We start from the raw sequence: 19991 nt of genomic DNA, 5'->3' as shown, positions 1-19991 counted from the left end.
GCTTCGGAAAAAGCATGAATCATAATTTATTATTTGAAGGAACCCATTGCAGTCACCAACGCATCTCTATTACCTGCATAAGGTGCTTTGTCCAGAACAACAGTTACTAAATGATTCTTATTTGTTAGGTATAAGTAAATATTGTATGCTTGGTGTTCGTCTGCCAATTCGTATTTCCGGTATGTCCTTGCATTCACTGTTATTTCCCCTTTAAAAACGTCTAAACCAGTACCAGCACCACATTGACGACAAGGAGTAATTAGTTCTTTATGTGCTTGTACCAACTTTTTACGACCATTTCCTTCTATGTTGATAGAAAAATCAGAACAGCCAGCTACAGTTGAGTCCTGATAAGTACAGTTCTTTTGACCACGTTGACGTTGTTCGTAATTCTTCTGTGTTAAAACTTCTAAGAAATTTCCATCTCTAATCACACGCATCCCATTTGGCACATCAAACGAGTAACCTAAATCTTTGATTACGATTTTGTGGGTTTTAGTAACCTGAGCAATTATTATTGATGATTGGGCTGGCAGTGTTTGGTTATTAAAACTAGTACCCACACTGACACTAGCTGCTAAGAGGGGAATAATTGCAGTCTTCACTGCAATTTGAAAAAGTTTCATTTGATGTAATTATCCTCTCAAAAATTTGATGAAACATTTTTTGTATACAGGGTATCTATAAATAAATTGTTAAGCAGTCGGTCTTTGAAGCATAAGTGGAATCATGAAAATGTGAACGACGGTTTCACTTATCTCTAGTAATCGTTCGTAGTTCTTACTCAAACACCTTTGTAATCCTACGCCAAGCAAAAGTTCGCGGGGATCTCAATGTCTAGATAAGACTTCAAAATTCTCGCAGCGACGTTCAACAACTTCTAATTTCATAAGGCAAACTCGCACTGCATTCTGTACTTGTTCGCCTCGATACCCTTGATCTGCCCAAACCTTATCTAGGTCAGGTACTGTAATACTGGCTTAAAGCTAATACCAAAAGTGTCGCAGTTAAAATCTGCAACATTTACTGCATAAACGATTACAACCAAGACTAAACCAAGTACATCCATGCTTATGTGCCGTTTTCGTCCAAAGTTAGGTTTGATTTACATAAGTAGACCTGTCTTTTTTTACTAGAAATCGCTAAACACTCTATCTCATTATCTTTTCAAGCTATTTTGTCGCCACGTCAGGGATGTTATACATGATTTTTATGTTAATGGGTTATTTCGATAATTATGTAATTGCTTAACGACATAGAAAATAGGGAATTAACAATATGTTATATAAAACATAATCCAACCCCTGTGTATCTAAAAAAAGAAAGCATCCAAAAGTTTTTACTGTTACTTTGGAAAATCCTGTTAAATTCTCGTTATGACACAATTCTCTAAACACATATACAGCAGTTTGCAAGTTAATAAGCTACACCTTTTCAACTTAAAAGCTAAATCAGGGGGTTTTATACCGATGTTCTAAGTAACCTTTATTGTCATCTTCATAACTGTTTAGTAACTGTTAAATAGCTATTTATTGTCATGAAAACTACAAAGATAAAAGTTGCACCTAATGAGCAACAGGTGGAATTGTTTGATACGTGTTGTGATGAGTTGATATGGCTATGGAATTCCATATTTCAAGGTAGAGGATTTACAGTCACTAAAGCTTTGCTAGCTACTATACTTCTCTTACCATCTGTAGCAACTCCAACATTTGCCCAGAGTATATTTCCACCTCGTGAAAATGGTCAATGGACTTTTTACAGTTCTGAAAATGGGAAAATTCCCACAACATCCCAAAAAAATGCTGCATGTTCGTCAAGGAGAATGCTTTTTGACAAGCAAGGGGGATTTGGCAACTTTATTTTTTATAGGGGTTCTTTTTGGACTTTTCAACCAGCTAATGAATCTTATTACACTGTGAATAATGGTGTTTTAACATTAAAAACTGCAATTACTGGTGTAACTCAAAATCTTGCCGAACCGGGGAGTGATTTTATTGTTGATAGATATAGGATTCTGAAAGCAACTTCTTCTGTTGTAGAGTTGAAAAAATTGAATCGTAATGGTACACCTCAGCCTGAAAAAAATTTTCTCCTTAAATGCAAAACAATTAACCTTAACCTTTAGCATCGACATGGGTTCGTCATGCTTAGGAATTCTCTAATGTATGAGCGATCGCTGGCAAATACAATTTCAGCTACACTTCCTGTAACTCTTGAGAAACCTGAATTTCTGGCATTGGCTTTAGTGCCGTAGTTATGGGCGAGTATCGGCAGTAGCAAATAACCACAGCCTCAAAATCATGATTTCAACCCCTTAACACCTGCAATATCTCCCTCACTGCCACTTTCTCGTCTACCTGTCATCTTTTTCAGGCTTTATCAACCGTCGAACTCACGTTAATTTATTTATGGGGTTTGCATGCCGCAAAGTATTTGTTTAGCTTTCTGAACAAATACTTTGCCGATGAGTAGATTGACTTTAGAAAAACCGAGTTTGACAGTAGGATAAATATAGACAGCATGTCGTTTGAATTCCATCTACCGTTTTCATAGGAATGACTGAGCAACGTGATTCTGACTCACCGTCAACTGATTCTCAGCAATTGAGTGAACCGACCGACAAAACGATTACCAAGTCAGTCGATAATTCCTGGACAAATCAGATTGCTGGTGTGTGGAACAAAGCAACAACACGTCTAACGCAAATCCTACCCGTAGAACAACTGGCACAGACAGTTGTCGAATGGTTTAGTGTGAGCGATACTCAGGTTGCAGAGATTTTAGAGAAAATCCGAGCCGAACTGCCAACCACAGAAGCCCTCTTAATTGGTAAACCCCAAGCCGGAAAAAGTTCCATTGTCCGAGGATTGACGGGAGTTTCTGCCGAAATTGTCGGTCAGGGATTTCGTCCTCACACGCAACACACCCAGCGCTATGCCTATCCTTCCAATGACCTGCCGTTACTGATTTTTACTGATACAGTGGGGCTGGGTGATGTCAAACAAGATACTCAAACAATTATTCAGGAGTTAGTTGGCGATTTACAACAGGAAACTCGTTCCGCCAGAATCCTGCTTTTGACCGTCAAAATCAATGATTTTGCAACTGACACCCTACGACAAATTGCTCAACAGCTGCGCCAGAAGTATCCAGACATTCCCTGTCTGCTGGTAGTTACCTGCTTGCACGAGGTTTATCCTGGCGATACCGTCGATCATCCCACCTATCCGCCAGATTATCAGGAAATCAACCGCGCATTTGTCGCAATGCAACAAGCTTTCGCAAAAATAACAGATCGCTCTGTACTCATTGACTTTACCTTAGAAGAAGATGGCTACACTCCGGTATTTTATGGCTTAGAAGCACTGCGAGATTCCTTGGCAGAACTACTCCCACAAGCAGAAGCCCAGGCGATTTATCAGCTATTAGATCGAGAAGAATCTGGGAAGCAACTTGGCAACCTTTACCGAGATGCTGCCCGCCGTTACATTTTGCCATTTGCGATTATGTCTGCCACCCTCGCCGCTGTACCTCTACCATTTACCACAATGCCCGTACTCACTGCCTTGCAAGTATCAATGGTGGGTCTGTTGGGTAAATTATATGGGCAAACAGTTACGCCATCTCAGGCGGGAGGCGTTGTCAGTGCGATCGCAGGTGGTTTTTTAGCACAGGCAATTGCCCGAGAGTTAATTAAATTTATACCAGGTATTGGGAGTGCGATCGCCGCCTCTTGGGCAGCTGCCTACACTTGGGCACTAGGGGAAGCAGCCTGTGTTTACTTTGGCGATTTAATGGGAGGTAAGAAACCCGATCGAGAGAAAATTCAGTTGGTGATGCAAGAAGCATTTCAGGCGGCGCAAGAACGGTTTAAGGGAATCAAACATTAGGGGTAGTTGTTGGGGTTTTCAACAAGTAGACCTTCACTTGCTGCGGCTGCATTCAATTCGGAATCGGCAGATACAAATGTCACTAGAGGTAAACTGTTAGCTATGCAGAGGGCATTTACCGTACAACCAGCCCCTAACTGAACTGCATCGTAGCCTCGTAAGCCGTATGCTTCAGCTAATACCATTGCAGAGTTGATGACTTGGTATTCAGACCGGAGATCGCTTTTAAACTGATTACATACTGCGATCGCATCAGTAGCAATGATACTTCCATCACGCGATCGCCGTGTAATGGCAGCGACAATTTCAACACTAGTAATAAGCTAAACCACATCTAGTTTGCATAATCTGAAATTGTACATTTCTTGTGGGGTGGGCGTCTCGCCCGCCCAATATATGCAAGTTAAATGTGGAACAGCTTAGCAGCAATCAGTACATCATTTTTTAGTCGCGGCTCAAATAAACTCAAAACCCATGCTGAACCTATCTCACTGACGTAGCGTTTGACCAGCGCACTGCTATCTAAATAATAAGCTGCCATCTAGCAGCGTTCCTCAATGATTGTTTCACAAACAGTTTTACCCTGTACCTGAATAAGTCGGTGTTCAGTTTGCTGAATATAAACTGGCTGCTTGAGTTGTTTTATCAACCCAGAAATTAACAGTACTTTGTGAAATGTTGTCCGTTGAGTAACTTGTTCTTGCTCAACAAGATATCTCTGGATAACCTGATTCAACTGCTGTAACTCCTCTGGCTCTAAAATTTCAAGCTGATTGAAGATTTGATTAAGAATTGCCTGTGGCATAGGCTTTTACAGTTTACCTGAGCTAGTTTATTTAATCATTTGTGAACAACTCGTAGGGTAGCACAGCTAACTGTGCCCCCAAAGCATGGGTTACATACCCCTCTCCTACACCTTCTCTTTTGCTGCTGGCACAATGCCAAACTTATTTAAACCTGCATCGATTTCTCTAAGTGTTTTAAAATCCTCCTCTGGTAAAGCATAGCTGCTACTGTCGAACAAACCCCCACTGACAACAGGCTGCTTTTCCAAAAAAGAGAAAGCTTGGCGAAACTGATGCGCTTGGGCTTTAATCGGTGAATCAAAGTGGCAAGAAATAATCCACTCGAAGTCCCAACTTGCAACTTTATCAGCCCAGTCAATGGTTTCCTTCGGGGCGCGGTTGAGAATCAGCGTTTGTAAAATTGGTGCGACAAACAAACGCCCATCACCTCGCAGAGCATCAAACGATCGCTGCCAATCTGACTGCCATTTAAAGGGATATAATCCAAAATAAGCTTTTCTTGAGCGTTGTGGGGCTTTTAAGGAATCTTGCAATACCTGACTCCATTGGCGTATATCTAGTGTGCTTGGTTGAAAGTACAAAGCAAACAGACAGATGCGCTGCCAACCCTTACGGCGATTTACCTGACTATCTGCAACAATATCAGAAGCATAATCCTTGGCATGGAATAATAAAGGATATGGATCTAAGAGAACGATCGCAGGTGGATCTTCTGGGATCGAAAGCACAGAATCTGTGACTAAAAGAGTATGCGATCGCTTGTGGAAAAAAGCAACTTCCGCAAACCTACCAGGGCCAAGTCCGATGGGGCCCAGCATTGCATAATCAAACTCGTCAGCAAAGGGTGTTTTGCTGCTATCTTCTGGAAGTACTTGAGTTCGTTTTGGGGGTAAGCCAAGCCAGCTAAGGGGAAGATTTAGGGGGAAACTCCACTGATGGGGAGCCACAAACACCTGTGCAGTCGGAAAGTATCTAGCGAAGGGGCCAACGAAGACCTTGTGTTCTATACCAGAGATAGTTGGCAGAATAATGTACTTAATGTTGCCATATTCTGCCACCAACTCATTCACAAGTCTGATGCACTCTGGGGTTGGTGCAACAGGCGCATAGACCAGAAGACCCCCAGTTTCCAATTTCACAACAGTCATGCGAATCGGTACAACAACGTAGAAAATACCTTGAATCTGGTCAAAATTCCAGATTGTGTCTTTAAGCACTTCTTGACGAATTGTCAGCCGCCTACCATAAGGGTAGAGTGGCACAACAGGCCATAATCCCCAGGAAAAATCCTTTGGATAAATCTGTTGTGTATTGACTATGCGTTCATCATCAGCCACTCTGCAACCCCCTTCAAATTCCCAATACTCAAATTGTTTTTATTTGCTCTCCACGAAGTTGGAGTTTAGCAAATTGTTGAGATAATAATACCAATTTGTAATTCGTAATACTCGCCAAAGGTAAGAAGTAAGCTACGTAATTAGTAATTCGTAATTAAGAGGGGTTAGATTCATCGGGATTTTCAGCTTTGAATCTGTAGGTTTTTTTTGCAAATGGTATAACCTAGTACGCCACAGCCTAAATAGAGCAACCATTTAAAATCCCTAAAGAGCTTATTCCATAATACTTTTGAATGCGTGATATCATGTCCGGCTGATTAGTTATGATTCTTGCATCTGTGCAAAAATCTGAAAACTCTTTCTCCCCCAGCAAGAACAGCAAGAACTGTCTTCTTAATGATAAGTCTTTAACCGGACATGATATGATTCCGCCTTGCGGCACTAGGGTTCTTTTTATGCGTCTTCAGAAAGAACTGGTATAAGTCCTAAAAACAATTAATCGGAGAACAACGTGAAAATAGCGATTATTGCTAAAACATTAATTACATCTATAGGTTTGTTAACTTTGTTTGCCCCAAGTCAAGCATCAGCTCAACTGATACCGCAGCCTTGGGTTTCAGTCGGTGGAAAAGATGGTGATATAACTTATGCTGTCGGAGCTAGGGCTTTGAATTTCGGAGTTGAAGTAGGAACTGGTGCTGATGGTGCTACGGGAGTAGATGTTTTAAAATTTATCAATTTGCCTGTAATTTCACCTTATGTAGGAGTAGGACTTTATTCAGAGGATAAAGGCGTTGCAGTTTCAGGTGGCGTTCAGGTAGGTGCTACTAATAACGTTTTTGTTGGTGCTGGTTACAATTCTATTCGTGGCTTTAACGGGCAACTGGGAATAAGATTTTAACTAATATCATGTCCGCTTAATTACTTATTAAACCTGAAGAACCCCACCTCCGCCAAAGCTATGCTTTGTCTCCCCTCCCCGCTCTTTGGGCTACGGTGTACACACAAGTTTCTTGACCTGCAATGGCATTGCATTGACTAACAATGGCATTGCATTGACTAACAATGGCATTGTATCGACTAACAATGGCATTGCATCGACTGACAATGGTATTGTATCGACTAATAATGGCATTGCATCGACTGACAATGGCATTGCATTGACTAACAATGGCATTGTATCGACTAACAATGGCATTGTATCGACTAACAATGGTATTGCATCGACTAACAATGGTATTTCTCTCGTTCCCATGCTTTGTATAAGAATGAGTTCAGCCTCATCAAGCTAGGTTTTTAGGACTTGTATGTACACCCCCCAGCTCTTCAGGAGGGGTGTATTGACTGTGGTTAGCATAACTAATTATGCAGGGGGAGTAATTGAAGTTGAGATTAGTTCTCTAACATGGAGTGCGGAATCTTGTTGTAATGCTGATGCCGCGATCGCTTCACTTTCAACTATACTTAAGCGAGCGATCGCCTGCTTGACTCCAGGTATACTTTGAGGATTTACGCTCAACTCATCCAGCCCTAAACCTAGTAAAATTGGTGTTGCTAAAGTATCTGCTGCCAATTCTCCACATAATCCTACCGAAATCCCTGCTGTATGGGCAGCTTGGACAGTTTGCTGCACCATTCGCAATATGGCTGGATGTAGGGCATCAACCAAATTTGCCACGCTGGGATTAGTGCGATCGCTAGCCATGACGTACTGACTCAGATCGTTAGTCCCGATACTAAAGAAGTCTACTTCCGCAGCTAACCGATCGGCGATCGCTACTGCTGACGGAACCTCCACCATAATTCCTACTTTCATCGCGGCATCAAAGGAAATACCAGCTTGATTTAGTTCAGCCTGCACTTCACCCAAAATTACCTTAGCTGCACGTACTTCAGTTACACTAGCAATCATTGGCAACATGATTTTAATTTGGTGTCCAACACTAGCTCTCAAAATTGCCCGTAATTGAGTTTTGAAGAGTTCTGGATGATCTAAACAAAAACGAATTCCCCGCCAACCTAAAAAAGGGTTAGCTTCTGGAAACCCAACTTTGAGATAGGGAAGTGGCTTATCACCACCGACATCAAAGGTACGAATAATTAGCGGGCGATTATCTAAAACTTGGGCGACCGCCTGATAAACTAATAATTGTTCTTCTTCAGTTGGGGCGCTTGTTCGGTCTAAATACAGAAACTCAGTGCGGAGTAGTCCCACACCTTCTGCACCGCTAGCTACAGCAACTTGCACATCATTTACACTACCAATATTGGCGAAGACACTAACTTGCCGACCATCACGAGTAATCGCTGGCTGATGTGCCGTAGCTCGTGCTTCCTGTTGGGCAGTTTGCCAAGCTGACTGCTTTGCTGTCAGTAAATCCAGGATGTCTGATTCTGGTTCTACCCAAGCTTTGCCACTTTCACCATCAAGTGCCATTAGTGTACCATCTGCCAAGTGCAACACCTGGGCATCCACTCCCAGAACTGCGGGAATACCTAATGTGCGGGCGATAATTGCACTGTGGGAGGTGGCGCTACCAGAAGTAGTACAAATTCCCAACACTTTGGTTGGATCTAGTCCAGCCGTATCTGAGGGGGTTAAATCAGTCGCCACCAAAATCGCAGGTTCTTCAAGATGCAGGTTAGCCGCAGCATTCCCAGCTAGTAATCGCAGCACTCTTTGCCCGACATCTACAACATCGTCAACTCGCTCTTGCAGATAAGAATCCTCTAGTGCGCGATAGGAAGTCGCTACTTCATCGACTACAGCTCGCCAAGCTGCTTCAGCATTTATATGATTGTCTAAAATGCGTTGGTGAGCTGCTGACAACAGTACTGGATCTTCTAAAAATAGTAGTTGCGCATCGAAGATGGCGGCTTCAGCGTCACCAATTTGCAGAGAAGCTTGGGAAAAAACTGCTTGGATTTCTTGTCTAGCGGTGTGGATTGCTGTTTGTACTCGTTGCCACTCTGCCTCTGGATCGTTTACGTGATATTCCGTAATAGGAATGTGAGTGGGTTGATAATGAACAACAGGTGCGATCGCTACTCCACCAGAAGCTGCAATCCCCGAAAGTTCGCCGTGAGTTGTTGCTCTAACTTCATGGTGAAAAGCTGGTGGAGAATTCAAGGCAACATTATCTTCACCAAAGTTATTGGCGAATAATGCCTGCAATGCTGCCAGCGCCTCATCTGCATCAGAACCAGTGGCAGTAATCAGCAGTTCGTGTCCTTGACGCACCCCTAAAGTTGTGACTTGGTTAATACTGTCACCCCTGACTAGCTCAGTATTTCTCGTTAAATTCCGCACCAGAATTTGTGATTGAAACCGGGCTGCGGTTGCCACAAACTGCGCTGCGGGGCGGGCGTGTAATCCTAAGCGATTGCTCACAATCAGCCGGATTTCTGGCGTTGGCGATTCTGTATTCGTCGTTATTGGGCTGACAACTGACAATGGCCTGCTAACTACACCCAATTGAGTTGCTTTTGTCAGGAGTGCGCCGCGTGCTTCCGCCATCACTTGGTGAATATCTCTACCAGCCGCCGCCGCCACTACAGCAGCGATTGCGCCTTCTACTAGAGGTGCTTCACACAAATACACTTTCTCCTGCTGTGCTTCTGGCAGAAACTCGATTGCCATTTCTGCACTCAGCAAAGCACTACCCAAATCCATTAACACCAAGACACCATCATCAGAAAAAACAGAAGCGATCGCCTCATAAACCTGAATCGGATCTGTACCCAATGGATTTTCAGGATCTTCAATACCTGCTGCAACAGCAATGGTAACTTGGCCTTGAACCATCTGCGCGGCGAGTTCCCGCACACCCAAAGCTAGTTGTTTGCTGTGAGAAACGATAACAATTGCGATCGCGGCCACACCGTCAACCTTGTTGAGAGGTTTGCGTTTAGCTAGTTATCCATTTCATTTTCCCATTTTGCTACAATTGCAACTGCCCGAAAATATTCCGGTCTTTCCAGCTAAAAATACGAATAAAATAGCCTTATTTTACGGAAATACATGGTGTCCACTCATAAACTTCATCGCTAGCAGTAGGGGAAGAAATGTTTTGGATAAGTTTGTTCCCATCGTACAACTTAATCGAGACATCGCCATCAAAATTATCCCGCCACAATATTAAATAAGGCTGATCCTTCTTTGGAATGGCTTATCTATTGTCCTTTATTAGACTTTCATTTCCCTACGTATTATCTTGTCGTCTTGTTCAAAAATCAAATAGGAGTCCGATATTGATTACGTAGCTATCAACTCAGAATCGATTTCCGACGGCGCACTATCCTGGACTAGCGATCGCGTTTCGCCGTTGCGCTGGAGGATACCGCCAACCATTGCCAACAAGGCATTCACCTTGCGAGTTCGCCACATATCTACAAGTTTTTCTACCTTAGTCGCAGACATCTGTCGCATCATCGCTTCGTAGAGATAAGCAGCATGTCCAGTTTCATCTTGGGCAATACTTAGCATTCCTAACTTCAAGTTACGAGCGGTTGGCTCGTTATCAGGTAATACTTTCGCCATTCGCGCAAAGTCTTTACTAGCATCTAACTCCAGAATATATGTGCTAGCCATAAACATATCCCAATCAATCACAGCCGGTTTTAGCTGTTCTTGGGTGTAGCCTTCATAGAATGCTGCGAAAAAGGGACTGCGCTGTTGTGATTTTTTTGTAGATGTAGTTTGGGGTTGACGCTTGAAATCTATAACTTGTTTATTTAACTGTTGTAAGGCGTGGGCAAAAATTTGACCATGCCTAGTTTCATCTGATGCATGTTTTGCTAGTTTTTCGGCTAACCATGTATCGCCTTCAGCAGCTGCGCGATCGCTAAGTGCAGATAAAAACGGCACAGAGCCAGATTCCGCCAACTGAAACCCCGCAAGGATGTTGGGGCGGGTTTTCAAATCACGAATTTGAGCAGCAGAGTAATAGGCAAAGACACTTGAACCAGCTAGATGCAAAAGGTTAGTCAAGAAGTTCATCAGAAATTACCGCTGACAATTGGAAGGTTACAATTCTTATACTAATCCGTATTTTCTATTTGGTTGCCGCCAGAAGGTCTTACCATTTGGAATTTTGAATTACCTCTGGAACTATATCAACAGTTAACAAATATATCTTTGTATTTTGCTAATATCATCCCACAGAGGTAATGCAGGTAAGTTTGGATGGAGAAATTAACTAAACTAGTGCGATTTTGGCTTTGTGCAACTATCATAATTTTGAATTTGATCGGCTGCGATCGCTTTATCGGTAATTTTGGAGAACCTGTTGAGCGAGTCAGTGATGGCGATACTTTAGTAGTGAAAGATACCAATGGTAAAAACTTTACCGTGCGCTTTGCTTGTCTAGATGCGCCAGAGATAGCTCATACTAATAAAGAAAAGCAGAGTAAACGCATTAGCGATCGCAATCAATTTACTTGGGGTGTGAAAGCCCAAGAACGGGTGCAACAACTGGTGCAACAAGGAGGCTCGCGCGTGACTTTGAATATCACTGATAGCGATCGCTACGGGCGTAAAATTGCCGAAGTCCGTTTAAAAAATGGCACTTTTGTACAACAGGTATTGTTGCAAGAAGGTTTAGCAAAAGTGTATCGTCCCTATTTAAACAAGTGTCCTAGTAAAGACTTAGTTCAACAAGCTGAAACTGAGGCGAAGGCACAACGGCTAGGCGTTTGGAGCGATACTAAATTTGTAAATCCTTGGGAATATCGCAGCCTATATAAGAAGTAAAAACTCTAGCTGTTTCTAATTTAATGCACTACTACATTTTTTGGCATTGCATACTTGCGGTATGATTTAGCAACTTCCAAAATTCCCTCCTGCCCCCCTGCTCCTTCATCGTCCCCTGCTCCCCCTGTCCCCTGCCCCCTGCCCCCTACTCCTCTCCCCAAGTTTGTAGTTGCAAATAAACTAGTACCAATGTTGCTGCTAATAACACAGTTGCTCCTGCTGCTGCATAACCAAAATCAAATTGACCAAAAGCCTCTTGATAAATGTAGTAAACTAGCAAATTAGTCGAATTCAGTGGCCCACCGCCAGTCATCACAAAAACTTGCTCAAAACTCCGCAATGTAAAAATTGCGGTAGTAATGATTGCAAATATCACAGTCGGGCGCAATCCGGGCAAAGTAATATACCAAAATTGTTGCCAAGCATTTGCTCCATCCAAATCTGCTGCTTCATAACGACTAGGAGGAATTGCTTGCAACCCTGCTAAAAAAACCACCATATTGAAACCCAGTTGTTTCCAAATACTCATTAAAATAATTACTGGCATTGCCCAAAATGTGTCTCCTAACCAGGGTATGTCTGAAATGCCAAAAAAAACTAAAAGTCCGTTAACTGGCCCTGATGTCTGAAACAGCCAGCGAAATCCCAAACCCGCTGCCACAATTGAAATAATTGAGGGTAAAAAATAGGCACTCCGCAGGATGCCCCGCAAGGGAATGGAGCGGTTTAACAGTACTGCCAATCCCAAGGAAATAACTAAACTGGGAATGATGGTGGCGATCGTAAAATAAAAGGTGTTACCCAGAACTTGCCAGAAGTCGGGGTTGAGTAGTAAGCGCCAATAGTTTTTTAAGCCTATCCAATAAATACCTTTTAAGGTGAAACTACCAGCAGTGAAACTGAGGTAGAACAAATAGGCAATCGGCCAAATGATAAAAACACCTAGCAAAATTAATGCTGGTGCGAGAAAAATCCACGCGGCTACTGTATCATTATCCAACCACGACTTAGTACATATTTTTGGCATCTATAATTAACCCTCTTAGCTGTTATGACCCTTTGCCCTGATTCTACCCTGAGCTTGGTTTCTCCTAGCATTAGCGATGATTGCCAACAATTTGCTCCTTTAAAACTGGGAATTATGGCTTCTGGGAATGGCAGCAATTTTGATGTAGTTGCCCAAGCTATCCAAGATGAGCGGCTAAATGCCCAAATTCAAGTTTTAATTTACAATAACCCCTCGGCGAAAGCAGCCGTCAGAGCAGCTAATAGAGGTGTAGAAACTGTCTTATTAAATCACCGCAACTATCAAAACCGAGAAGAGTTTGATGAAAAAATTGTGCAGACATTGCGGCACTACGATGTAGAATGGGTGATTTTGGCAGGGTGGATGCGACTATTAACGTCAGTTTTCATTGATGCCTTTCCTGAGAGGATTATTAATATCCATCCTAGTTTGTTACCTAGTTTCAAGGGAATCCATGCTGTAGAACAAGCCTTGGCATCTGGGGTAAAAATTACTGGTTGTACAGTGCATCTAGCTTGTTTAGAAATGGATAGCGGCCCAATATTAATGCAAGCCGCAGTACCAGTACTACCGGATGATACAGCAGAAACACTCCACGCCAGAATTCAGATTCAGGAACATCGAATTTTACCATTAGCGATCGCTCTAGCAGCTTCTTCGTCAAAAGTTACACTAAGCGTAACGTAAAAATACATATATCAATTAGGGGCGCACAGCTGCGCGCCCCTACTATTCATCAGAGTTAGCTTCAGCAGTTTGATACGCTTGTAGGAGCCTAGCATGATCGAGAGTAAATCCTACTTGCATCGCTATCTGGGCAAATAAATCAATCTCAGATTGTTGCCAATCACGGGGTTCAGAACACTGGTGTGCAATTAACAAGCCAAATAGCTGCTCATCTTTGATAATTGGTGCTACTAAATTTGCTTTCACACCAAAAGATTCGAGCAGTTTAATGTGACAATCAGCCAAATTAGACTCATAAATGTTGTTGATTGCAACAACACGACCAGACTGGTACTTTTCTACATAGCTTTGAGTGAAACAGGGGTCATGGATTTTAGACCGCAAAACTTTGGGATAACCTGGAACCACTGATTCAGCAATGATAATTCCGAACCAATTAGCGTAAAAGCTATAAACCAACACTCGGTCAGTACTTAGTGCTTTGCGAACCTCTTCCACTGTGGTTTTGATGACATCCTCTTCGTTAAGTGATTGGCGAATTTTGCGGATAATATCCACCAATAACTGACTTCGCATACTTTCAGCTTCGATTCGTTGCAGCAGCCTAGCATGGTCGAGAGCAAATCCCACTTGCATCGCTATCTGGGCAAATAAATCAATCTCAGATTGTTGCCAATCACGGGGCTTGGAGCACTGATGTGCAATTAACAAGCCAAATAGCTGCTTATCTTTAAGAATGGGGGCTACTAAATTTGCTTTCACAGCAAAGGATTCGAGCAGTTTAATGTGACAATCAGCTAAACCGACTTCATAAATGTTGTTTATGGCGAGAACGCGACCAGACTGATACTGTTCTACATAGCCTTGACCAAAACATGGGTCTCGGATTTCAGCTTGCAAAACTTTTGGGTAGGTGAGAACAACTGATTCTGCAATTATAATTCCAGACCAATCAGTGTTAAAACTATAAACCAGTACTCGGTCAGTACTCAGTACTTTACGAACCTCTTCTACAGTGGTTTTCAGGACATCCTCTTCGTTGAGCGATTCGCGAATGCTACCGATAGTATCCGCCAGCAACCGACTTTGCACACCTTCAGCATCGATTCGTTGCAGCACCCTAGCATGGTCGAGAGCAAATCCCACTTGCATCGCTATCTGGGCAAATAAATCAATCTCAGATTGTTGCCAATCACGAGGTCTGGAGCATTGATGTGCAATTAACAAGCCAAATAGATGTTCATCTTTGAGAATGGGGGCGACCAAATTTGCTTTCACAGCAAAAGATTCGAGCAGGTTAATGTGACAATCAGTCAAACCGGCTTCATAAACGTTGTTTGTGGCTTGAACGCGACCAGACTGATACTTTTCTACATAACCCTGAGCAAAACAAATGTCTTGAATTTCAGCTCGCAAAACTTTTGGATAACCTGGAACCACTGATTCGGCAATCACAGTTCCAACCCAATTAGCGTTAAAGCTATAAACCAGCACTCGGTCAGTACTCAGTACTTTGCGAACCTTTTCTACAGTCGTTTTCAGGACATCCTCTTCGTTGAGTGATTGGCGAATGCTACGGGTAGTTTCTATAAATACCTGAGCTCGATCTGCCTTTGAATCTACCTGTTTGAAAAGCCTAGCGTAGTCAAGAGCAAATCCTACTTGCATGGCTATGTGAGCGAACAAATTAATTTCAGACTGCTGCCAAAAGCGAAGTCTAGAACACTGATGTGCAATCAATAAACCGAATAGCTGCTTGCCTTTAATAATCGGTGCTACTAAATTAGATTTGACAGCAAATTGCTCTAGCAGCTCAATATCACCATCACTGAGATTGGCTTGATAGATATCATCAATAGCACGGATGCAACCATTCTGATATTTTTCTATATATCCTGCCTCAAACCCAGTATTAGAGACTATAACCCCTAACATTTTCGGTAAACCAGGTGCTACTGATTCGGCGATAAAGGTTCCATTACAGTTGGAGTTGAAACAAAAGATGGTTACGCGATCGATGCTTAAAGCTTTACGAATTTCTTCTGAGGTAGTTTTGAAAACATCTTCTTCATTGAATGATTCTCGAACCCAGCGGGTAATTTTTCTCGATAGCTGGGAGTAATCAGCTTCAGCTTCTTTTTGTTGTAGCAAACCCGAAAGCATCTCTGTGAATAAGTTTATGTTGCTCTCTAACATCACTAATTCATCTTGGCTAGCGATCAAAGATTGAGTAAACTCACTGTCTGGACGTAGCTTATTTTTGATAATATTAGAAGTTGCAGCAGCCTTGCGAACTCGACTAATAACTCGATTTGCGACAAAAACAGCGATCACACCTGCTAAAATTGCTGTCACTCCCATACCAGTTAACAAGAGTGACAATTGTCTTTGTAGAGCAAGTTCACTTTCTGTTAAACTTTTTGCACTCTTTTGTCTGACTTGCGGAATTTGTGTATTAATTAAATTAGTGCCATAGTTGTAAGTAGCTGTTCCAATTGCAACTACAGGAAGCACACTGATACTTAGTGCCCAAACTATTGCTTTAGTCTTTAAACTCCATTTTTGTTGCCAGAGTCTCTGTTGACGATTTTGTCTTGCTTGGTTTTGAGAAAAAGACTGACTCATAAATGAAACCTGGATTGTTGCAATTGAGAATCAAGTAAATAACTTCACCACCAAATTCTATACAAACTTTATTAAACAAGAACTAGCTTTCAGGAGTATTTTGAGGCACTATATTTTAAGTCATGTCCGATAATCCTTTTGTTTCCTTTAAATTCAAAAAAATTCGGTCTAATTAACAGGTTTGTTAACAATTAAATGGCGATCGCTTGGTTAGATGTCTTATTTTCTCATTAAGAGTTGTGGTTTTATGACAATACAGCCAAACAATCTTTATTTTTTACGAGGTTCTGCAAACTTCTTTTCACAGTTACCCTTACCCGGAATGTCATGTCTGCTTGATTACTTACAGCAGTTTTCAATTAGATGAGATGAAGAGTGCTGTACATCGATAGCGGGACGTTTAGCCCGTGCTGAGTTGAAGAAAGACCGCCCACAAGGGGCCTTGCTCAAACCCAAGTACATAAGTACTGAGTAATTCTTAATTCACTCACTTGCCGAAACACTCACTATTCAGCACTAAGTAGGGCAAAAAATGCAGGATTTAAAATCAGATACAAAGAGTTTCTACTTCCTACCTTCTGCCTCCTGCCTCCTGCCTCGATAGCCTAATCTGCAATCAACTCTACTGCATCTCGTCCATCAGAATTTTGTAAGTAAACTTTGACAATTTCTTCTTTAGCTGTAGGCAACTTCTTGCCAATAAAATCTGGGTGAATTGGTAATTCTCGATGGCCTCTGTCTACTAACACAGCTAAACGAATCACCTCTGGTCTACCGTAATCGTTGATTGCGTTCAAAGCAGCGCGAATCGTCCGTCCTTTGAAAATCACATCATCCACGAGTACAACCGTTTTCCCGGTAAGGTCAAAAGGAATTTCGCTTTTCGTTGGAGTCCGCAATCCAATTTTGTCAAGGTCATCTCGATAAAATGTAATGTCCAAAGCGCCGACTGAGACTGCTACACCTTCGAGCGTCTCAATCTGACGCGCCAATAATTCGGCTAATAACGCACCTCTGGTATAGATACCAAGAAGCACCAGTTGAGACAAATCACGCGTCCTTTCGACAATTTGAGAGGCAAGGCGAGTCAAGGTACGACGGATTTCTTCAGATGAGAGAATTTCAACTACTTTGGCAGACATAAGGGACTTCCAAATAAAAAAATAATCAATCGTTTAGGTAAGCTGTTCTTGAGCAGGGGGAGCAGGGGAGGCAGGGGGAGAAGAAATTGGATACTGGTGTTGGATGCAGGAATTGAGTAATTTAATTCTTGGATGTCCCTAGCGAGTCATAAGTTAGGAGTGATAAGTTAAGAGTTAGGAGTTTTTATTCTTAACTCTTAACTCCTAACTTTATATTTACAATTACTTATTTGCGAGCATTAAGAATATAGCGATCGCTACCCCTAACCATAGCAAAAAACAATATCGAGTCAGCTGTAAAGCATTCTGAATAGAAGTTGCAGTAATGGCATAAATAGCATCTCCTAGTAGTGGTTTGTATTTAGCTACCCCCCGATACCAATTTGTACCTCCCATCTGCACACCCAAAAAAGCCGCATAGGCGCACTCACTCCAGCCAGAATTGGGGCTAGGATCGTTAATTGCATCCCGACGACAAATTTGCCAAATATGTGTCGGTTTACCCGATAGCAGCGCCAGAGTCACGACTGTTAACCGACAAGGTAGCCAAGTCAAACAATCTTCTAACCGCGCACAGAACCATCCTAAATAAGTATAGGGTGCTTCCCGATAGCCCACCATTGAATCGAGGGTACTGCTGGCTTTATATGCTAAAGCCAAGGGAGTTGGCCCCACAACTGGGATAAAGACACCAACAATTGCATAAAAAAGTGGAGCCATTACCCCATCGGTGGCATTTTCTGCAACCGTTTCTAAAACGGCTCGGGAAATTTCTGCTTGTGAGAGGTTTTGGGTATCTCGACCAACGTAATTACTTAAAATCTTCCGAGCCTTCTTTAAATCCCCGACTGTTAAAGGTTGTAAAACAGCCTCCGCTGCTGCTCGTAAACTTCTGCCAGCAAAACAACTAGCCAAAAGAATGCTATCTATTGCAATTCCTAAGAGTGGATGAACCCATCTGGCAATTTGAATAATCAAAAAGCCAACAAGACCACTACCAATTATTAAGATAATACCTAGTACAATTCCAGCTAGGCGTTGTGTTAGAGAATTTTGACACAAGTGGAGAAAAAATTTGGTTAGGCGAGAAATTATCCACCCCATAACTTGCACTGGATGAGGCCAATCCCAAGGATCGCCAATTAAGTAATCTAAAAATGCTGCAATTATTAAGATATAGATATTATTAGTCATAAGTCACAAGTCAAGGGTTAAAAGTCAAGGGTCAATATTTCGACTATTGACTCTTGACTAAACCACAAAACTAGCTTCTTCTCCAAGGGAAGCTTGCCGACTCCGAGCATCGTAATAAAGGTCTGCCAGAGTGATACTGTACAAAGCTTCTTTGAGCTTTTGGTTGACTCTCTGCCAGAGGCTAAATGTTACCCAGTCTTCAGCTTGTGTAGGTGATGAGGTCTGATGAGGTAAATGGCTAGTCTCGCCAACAGCTTCTAAAATTTGTCCTATAGATATTTGTGCAGGCTCTCTGGCCAATTGGTATCCGCCGATGCTACCACGAATTGATTTCACTAAAGATGCACGACGCATTTCTATTAGTAGTTTTTCGAGGTAAGGAGCTGGAATATCTTGGCGTTTAGCGATCGCTCTCACAGATACAGGCCCATATCTTGGTTGTAAACTCAAATCTAGCAACGCCTTTACACTATAGTGTCCTCTAGTAGTTAATTTCATTTTGGCAAGTTTTGTTGTTTGTCTTTTATCTTCGTTGGCACTGCATCTCCCTGAAAAGAAATTCTGATGTCGGCTTCTGACTCTTAGACTTCTTTAATTTGTGATTTGTAAATAACCAATGACTAAGGATCAGTTTTGCTTATCATTCTGTGACTTATAGGAATCCTTAAGAAATAGACAACCTTTAGAGCGTTAGTTTAGAAAACTTAAAACTTATATAGTCTAGCAGTAATTCACAAACTATATATATAGTTATCAGCATTGCCAGCATTCTCTAAAATAAATTGTCTTGGCAATATTGGTAATGGCATAACAATTGTGCAGCTGAGTGTAATATACTTGGCTAGGTTGAGATAAAAACTAAAGGATTATGTTCCTGTTAGCTCAACCTCAGCTAAAATAAAATCGATTCAAACACTTCAAACATTCATTTTCGACCTAAGTTGATGCCTAAACAGAAAAAAATTGAACCCCTACTCGGTGAAGAACTGCTCAAAAAAGTCAAAGAGCTAGAGAACGAGAGCAAAGAAGACAAAGCCAAGAAGTGCGGCTACTATACCGTTACCAAAAATGGTATAGAGCGCGTCAATATGATGAAGTTCTTAAATGCCCTAATTGATGCTGAAGGCATTCAGTTAGACAGTACACCCAGTGCTAATGGGCGTGGTGGACGCAGTGCTAGCTATAGAATTAGCGTGCAATCGAATGGTAACTTACTTATAGGTTCAGCTTATACAAAACAGATGAATCTTAAACCAGGAGATGAGTTTGTGATTACTTTAGGCAAAAAGCACATTCGTCTGAGACAGGTAGATCCAGAAGATCGCGAAGATGATGAAGCCATAGAAGCCACGGCTTAATAAATGGTCATTAGTCAATTGTCCGTTGTCATTTGTCCTTTGTCCTTTGTCCTTTGTGAAAAACAATGACTATAAACAGTCATTAGTCAATTGTCATTTGTCCTTTGTGAAAAATAATGACCAATGACCAATGACCAATGACCAATGACCAATGACCAATGACCAATGAC

Annotated in this window: 20 protein-coding genes; 6 read left to right on the top strand and 14 right to left on the bottom strand. The window is 41.9% G+C overall.

Annotated elements, in window-relative coordinates; all coding sequences use genetic code 11:
* Positions 1-29: 29 nt before the first annotated feature.
* Entirely contained in the window at positions 30-626 is a 597-nt protein-coding gene (locus HWQ58_RS11590) for a hypothetical protein (RefSeq protein ID WP_292861973.1), read from the bottom strand.
* A 911-nt stretch (positions 627-1537) separates the two neighbouring features.
* Between HWQ58_RS11590 and HWQ58_RS11585 the strand changes: the two genes are divergently transcribed.
* Complete coding sequence (locus HWQ58_RS11585) at positions 1538-2128, top strand: hypothetical protein (RefSeq protein WP_292861970.1); 591 nt, start codon at positions 1538-1540, stop codon at positions 2126-2128.
* A 430-nt stretch (positions 2129-2558) separates the two neighbouring features.
* Positions 2559-3893, top strand: coding sequence for a 50S ribosome-binding GTPase (locus tag HWQ58_RS11580; protein WP_292861967.1), 1335 nt, complete (start codon positions 2559-2561; stop codon positions 3891-3893).
* Here the strand turns inward: HWQ58_RS11580 and HWQ58_RS11575 are convergent.
* The 5 genes from HWQ58_RS11575 to HWQ58_RS11555 all read right to left on the bottom strand — a co-directional run bounded on the left by HWQ58_RS11575 (position 3890) and on the right by HWQ58_RS11555 (position 6036).
* The gene (locus HWQ58_RS11575; protein ID WP_292861964.1) at positions 3890-4078 is read right to left on the bottom strand and encodes a hypothetical protein; all 189 of its coding nucleotides are present in this window, start codon (positions 4076-4078) and stop codon (positions 3890-3892) included. The genes HWQ58_RS11580 and HWQ58_RS11575 overlap by 4 nt on opposite strands.
* Positions 4069-4227: a hypothetical protein gene (locus tag HWQ58_RS11570; protein WP_292861961.1), complete on the bottom strand. Its 159-nt coding sequence runs from the start codon at positions 4225-4227 to the stop codon at positions 4069-4071. The genes HWQ58_RS11575 and HWQ58_RS11570 overlap by 10 nt, the downstream gene beginning before the upstream one ends.
* A 69-nt stretch (positions 4228-4296) precedes the next feature.
* Entirely contained in the window at positions 4297-4434 is a 138-nt protein-coding gene (locus tag HWQ58_RS11565) for a hypothetical protein (RefSeq protein WP_292861958.1), read from the bottom strand.
* On the bottom strand, positions 4435-4698 hold the full coding sequence (locus HWQ58_RS11560) for a hypothetical protein (RefSeq protein WP_292861955.1): 264 nt from the start codon (positions 4696-4698) through the stop codon (positions 4435-4437).
* A gap of 105 nt (positions 4699-4803) precedes the next feature.
* Positions 4804-6036: a DUF4336 domain-containing protein gene (locus tag HWQ58_RS11555; protein WP_292861952.1), complete on the bottom strand. Its 1233-nt coding sequence runs from the start codon at positions 6034-6036 to the stop codon at positions 4804-4806.
* A 511-nt stretch (positions 6037-6547) separates the two neighbouring features.
* Here HWQ58_RS11555 and HWQ58_RS11550 point away from each other — a divergent pair.
* Positions 6548-6937: a hypothetical protein gene (locus tag HWQ58_RS11550; RefSeq protein WP_292775168.1), complete on the top strand. Its 390-nt coding sequence runs from the start codon at positions 6548-6550 to the stop codon at positions 6935-6937.
* Positions 6938-6995: 58 nt separating this feature from the next.
* Here the strand turns inward: HWQ58_RS11550 and HWQ58_RS11545 are convergent, their stop codons facing one another.
* The 3 genes from HWQ58_RS11545 to HWQ58_RS11535 all read right to left on the bottom strand — a co-directional run bounded on the left by HWQ58_RS11545 (position 6996) and on the right by HWQ58_RS11535 (position 11035).
* The gene (locus HWQ58_RS11545) at positions 6996-7229 is read right to left on the bottom strand and encodes a hypothetical protein (protein ID WP_366837786.1); all 234 of its coding nucleotides are present in this window, start codon (positions 7227-7229) and stop codon (positions 6996-6998) included.
* A 170-nt stretch (positions 7230-7399) separates the two neighbouring features.
* Positions 7400-9916: a phosphoenolpyruvate--protein phosphotransferase gene (gene ptsP / locus HWQ58_RS11540; RefSeq protein WP_292861946.1), complete on the bottom strand. Its 2517-nt coding sequence runs from the start codon at positions 9914-9916 to the stop codon at positions 7400-7402.
* Positions 9917-10291: 375 nt separating this feature from the next.
* On the bottom strand, positions 10292-11035 hold the full coding sequence (locus HWQ58_RS11535; RefSeq protein WP_292861943.1) for a ferritin-like domain-containing protein: 744 nt from the start codon (positions 11033-11035) through the stop codon (positions 10292-10294).
* Between the two features lie 186 nt (positions 11036-11221).
* Between HWQ58_RS11535 and HWQ58_RS11530 the strand changes: the two genes are divergently transcribed.
* Positions 11222-11788 (top strand): thermonuclease family protein, encoded by a 567-nt coding sequence (locus tag HWQ58_RS11530; RefSeq protein ID WP_292861940.1) that lies wholly within the window; start codon positions 11222-11224, stop codon positions 11786-11788.
* A 145-nt stretch (positions 11789-11933) separates the two neighbouring features.
* Here HWQ58_RS11530 and HWQ58_RS11525 read toward each other — a convergent pair whose 3' ends face one another.
* Complete coding sequence (locus HWQ58_RS11525) at positions 11934-12815, bottom strand: sugar ABC transporter permease (protein WP_292861937.1); 882 nt, start codon at positions 12813-12815, stop codon at positions 11934-11936.
* Positions 12816-12839: 24 nt separating this feature from the next.
* On the opposite strand from HWQ58_RS11525, the gene purN reads away from it, so the two are divergent.
* Positions 12840-13502 (top strand): phosphoribosylglycinamide formyltransferase, encoded by a 663-nt coding sequence (purN, locus tag HWQ58_RS11520; protein WP_292861934.1) that lies wholly within the window; start codon positions 12840-12842, stop codon positions 13500-13502.
* A gap of 42 nt (positions 13503-13544) precedes the next feature.
* Here the strand turns inward: purN and HWQ58_RS11515 are convergent, their stop codons facing one another.
* From HWQ58_RS11515 to HWQ58_RS11500, 4 genes are all read right to left on the bottom strand, one after another.
* The gene (locus tag HWQ58_RS11515) at positions 13545-16127 is read right to left on the bottom strand and encodes a GAF domain-containing protein (protein ID WP_292861931.1); all 2583 of its coding nucleotides are present in this window, start codon (positions 16125-16127) and stop codon (positions 13545-13547) included.
* Between the two features lie 605 nt (positions 16128-16732).
* Positions 16733-17269, bottom strand: a complete 537-nt coding sequence (gene pyrR / locus HWQ58_RS11510) for a bifunctional pyr operon transcriptional regulator/uracil phosphoribosyltransferase PyrR (RefSeq protein ID WP_292861928.1) — start codon at positions 17267-17269, stop codon at positions 16733-16735.
* 222 nt (positions 17270-17491) lie between these two features.
* Entirely contained in the window at positions 17492-18463 is a 972-nt protein-coding gene (gene cbiB, locus HWQ58_RS11505) for an adenosylcobinamide-phosphate synthase CbiB (RefSeq protein WP_292861925.1), read from the bottom strand.
* A gap of 57 nt (positions 18464-18520) precedes the next feature.
* Entirely contained in the window at positions 18521-18961 is a 441-nt protein-coding gene (locus HWQ58_RS11500) for an Rrf2 family transcriptional regulator (RefSeq protein ID WP_292861922.1), read from the bottom strand.
* Between the two features lie 446 nt (positions 18962-19407).
* Between HWQ58_RS11500 and HWQ58_RS11495 the strand changes: the two genes are divergently transcribed.
* The gene (locus tag HWQ58_RS11495) at positions 19408-19821 is read left to right on the top strand and encodes an AbrB family transcriptional regulator (protein WP_229461166.1); all 414 of its coding nucleotides are present in this window, start codon (positions 19408-19410) and stop codon (positions 19819-19821) included.
* Positions 19822-19991: the final 170 nt, after the last annotated feature.

This window comes from Nostoc sp. LPT, from assembly GCF_017115165.1.
GTDB lineage: Bacteria > Cyanobacteriota > Cyanobacteriia > Cyanobacteriales > Nostocaceae > Nostoc.
The sequence above is the reverse complement of the archived record's forward strand: the minus strand, read 5'-3'. Positions and strand labels throughout refer to the sequence as shown.

What these genes read in the sequence shown, in the direction of transcription:
- pyrR (WP_292861928.1), bottom strand. Translation starts at nt 17,269, where the DNA reads ATGTCTGCCAAAGTAGTTGAAATTCTCTCATCTGAAGAAATCCGTCGT.
- HWQ58_RS11570 (WP_292861961.1), bottom strand. Translation starts at nt 4,227, where the DNA reads ATGTGGTTTAGCTTATTACTAGTGTTGAAATTGTCGCTGCCATTACAC.
- HWQ58_RS11585 (WP_292861970.1), top strand. Translation starts at nt 1,538, where the DNA reads ATGAAAACTACAAAGATAAAAGTTGCACCTAATGAGCAACAGGTGGAA.
- HWQ58_RS11580 (WP_292861967.1), top strand. Translation starts at nt 2,559, where the DNA reads ATGACTGAGCAACGTGATTCTGACTCACCGTCAACTGATTCTCAGCAA.
- HWQ58_RS11530 (WP_292861940.1), top strand. Translation starts at nt 11,222, where the DNA reads ATGGAGAAATTAACTAAACTAGTGCGATTTTGGCTTTGTGCAACTATC.
- HWQ58_RS11525 (WP_292861937.1), bottom strand. Translation starts at nt 12,815, where the DNA reads ATGCCAAAAATATGTACTAAGTCGTGGTTGGATAATGATACAGTAGCC.
- HWQ58_RS11535 (WP_292861943.1), bottom strand. Translation starts at nt 11,035, where the DNA reads ATGAACTTCTTGACTAACCTTTTGCATCTAGCTGGTTCAAGTGTCTTT.
- HWQ58_RS11590 (WP_292861973.1), bottom strand. Translation starts at nt 626, where the DNA reads ATGAAACTTTTTCAAATTGCAGTGAAGACTGCAATTATTCCCCTCTTA.
- HWQ58_RS11500 (WP_292861922.1), bottom strand. Translation starts at nt 18,961, where the DNA reads ATGAAATTAACTACTAGAGGACACTATAGTGTAAAGGCGTTGCTAGAT.
- purN (WP_292861934.1), top strand. Translation starts at nt 12,840, where the DNA reads ATGACCCTTTGCCCTGATTCTACCCTGAGCTTGGTTTCTCCTAGCATT.
- cbiB (WP_292861925.1), bottom strand. Translation starts at nt 18,463, where the DNA reads ATGACTAATAATATCTATATCTTAATAATTGCAGCATTTTTAGATTAC.
- HWQ58_RS11565 (WP_292861958.1), bottom strand. Translation starts at nt 4,434, where the DNA reads ATGGCAGCTTATTATTTAGATAGCAGTGCGCTGGTCAAACGCTACGTC.
- HWQ58_RS11515 (WP_292861931.1), bottom strand. Translation starts at nt 16,127, where the DNA reads ATGAGTCAGTCTTTTTCTCAAAACCAAGCAAGACAAAATCGTCAACAG.
- HWQ58_RS11560 (WP_292861955.1), bottom strand. Translation starts at nt 4,698, where the DNA reads ATGCCACAGGCAATTCTTAATCAAATCTTCAATCAGCTTGAAATTTTA.
- HWQ58_RS11575 (WP_292861964.1), bottom strand. Translation starts at nt 4,078, where the DNA reads ATGGTATTAGCTGAAGCATACGGCTTACGAGGCTACGATGCAGTTCAG.
- HWQ58_RS11495 (WP_229461166.1), top strand. Translation starts at nt 19,408, where the DNA reads ATGCCTAAACAGAAAAAAATTGAACCCCTACTCGGTGAAGAACTGCTC.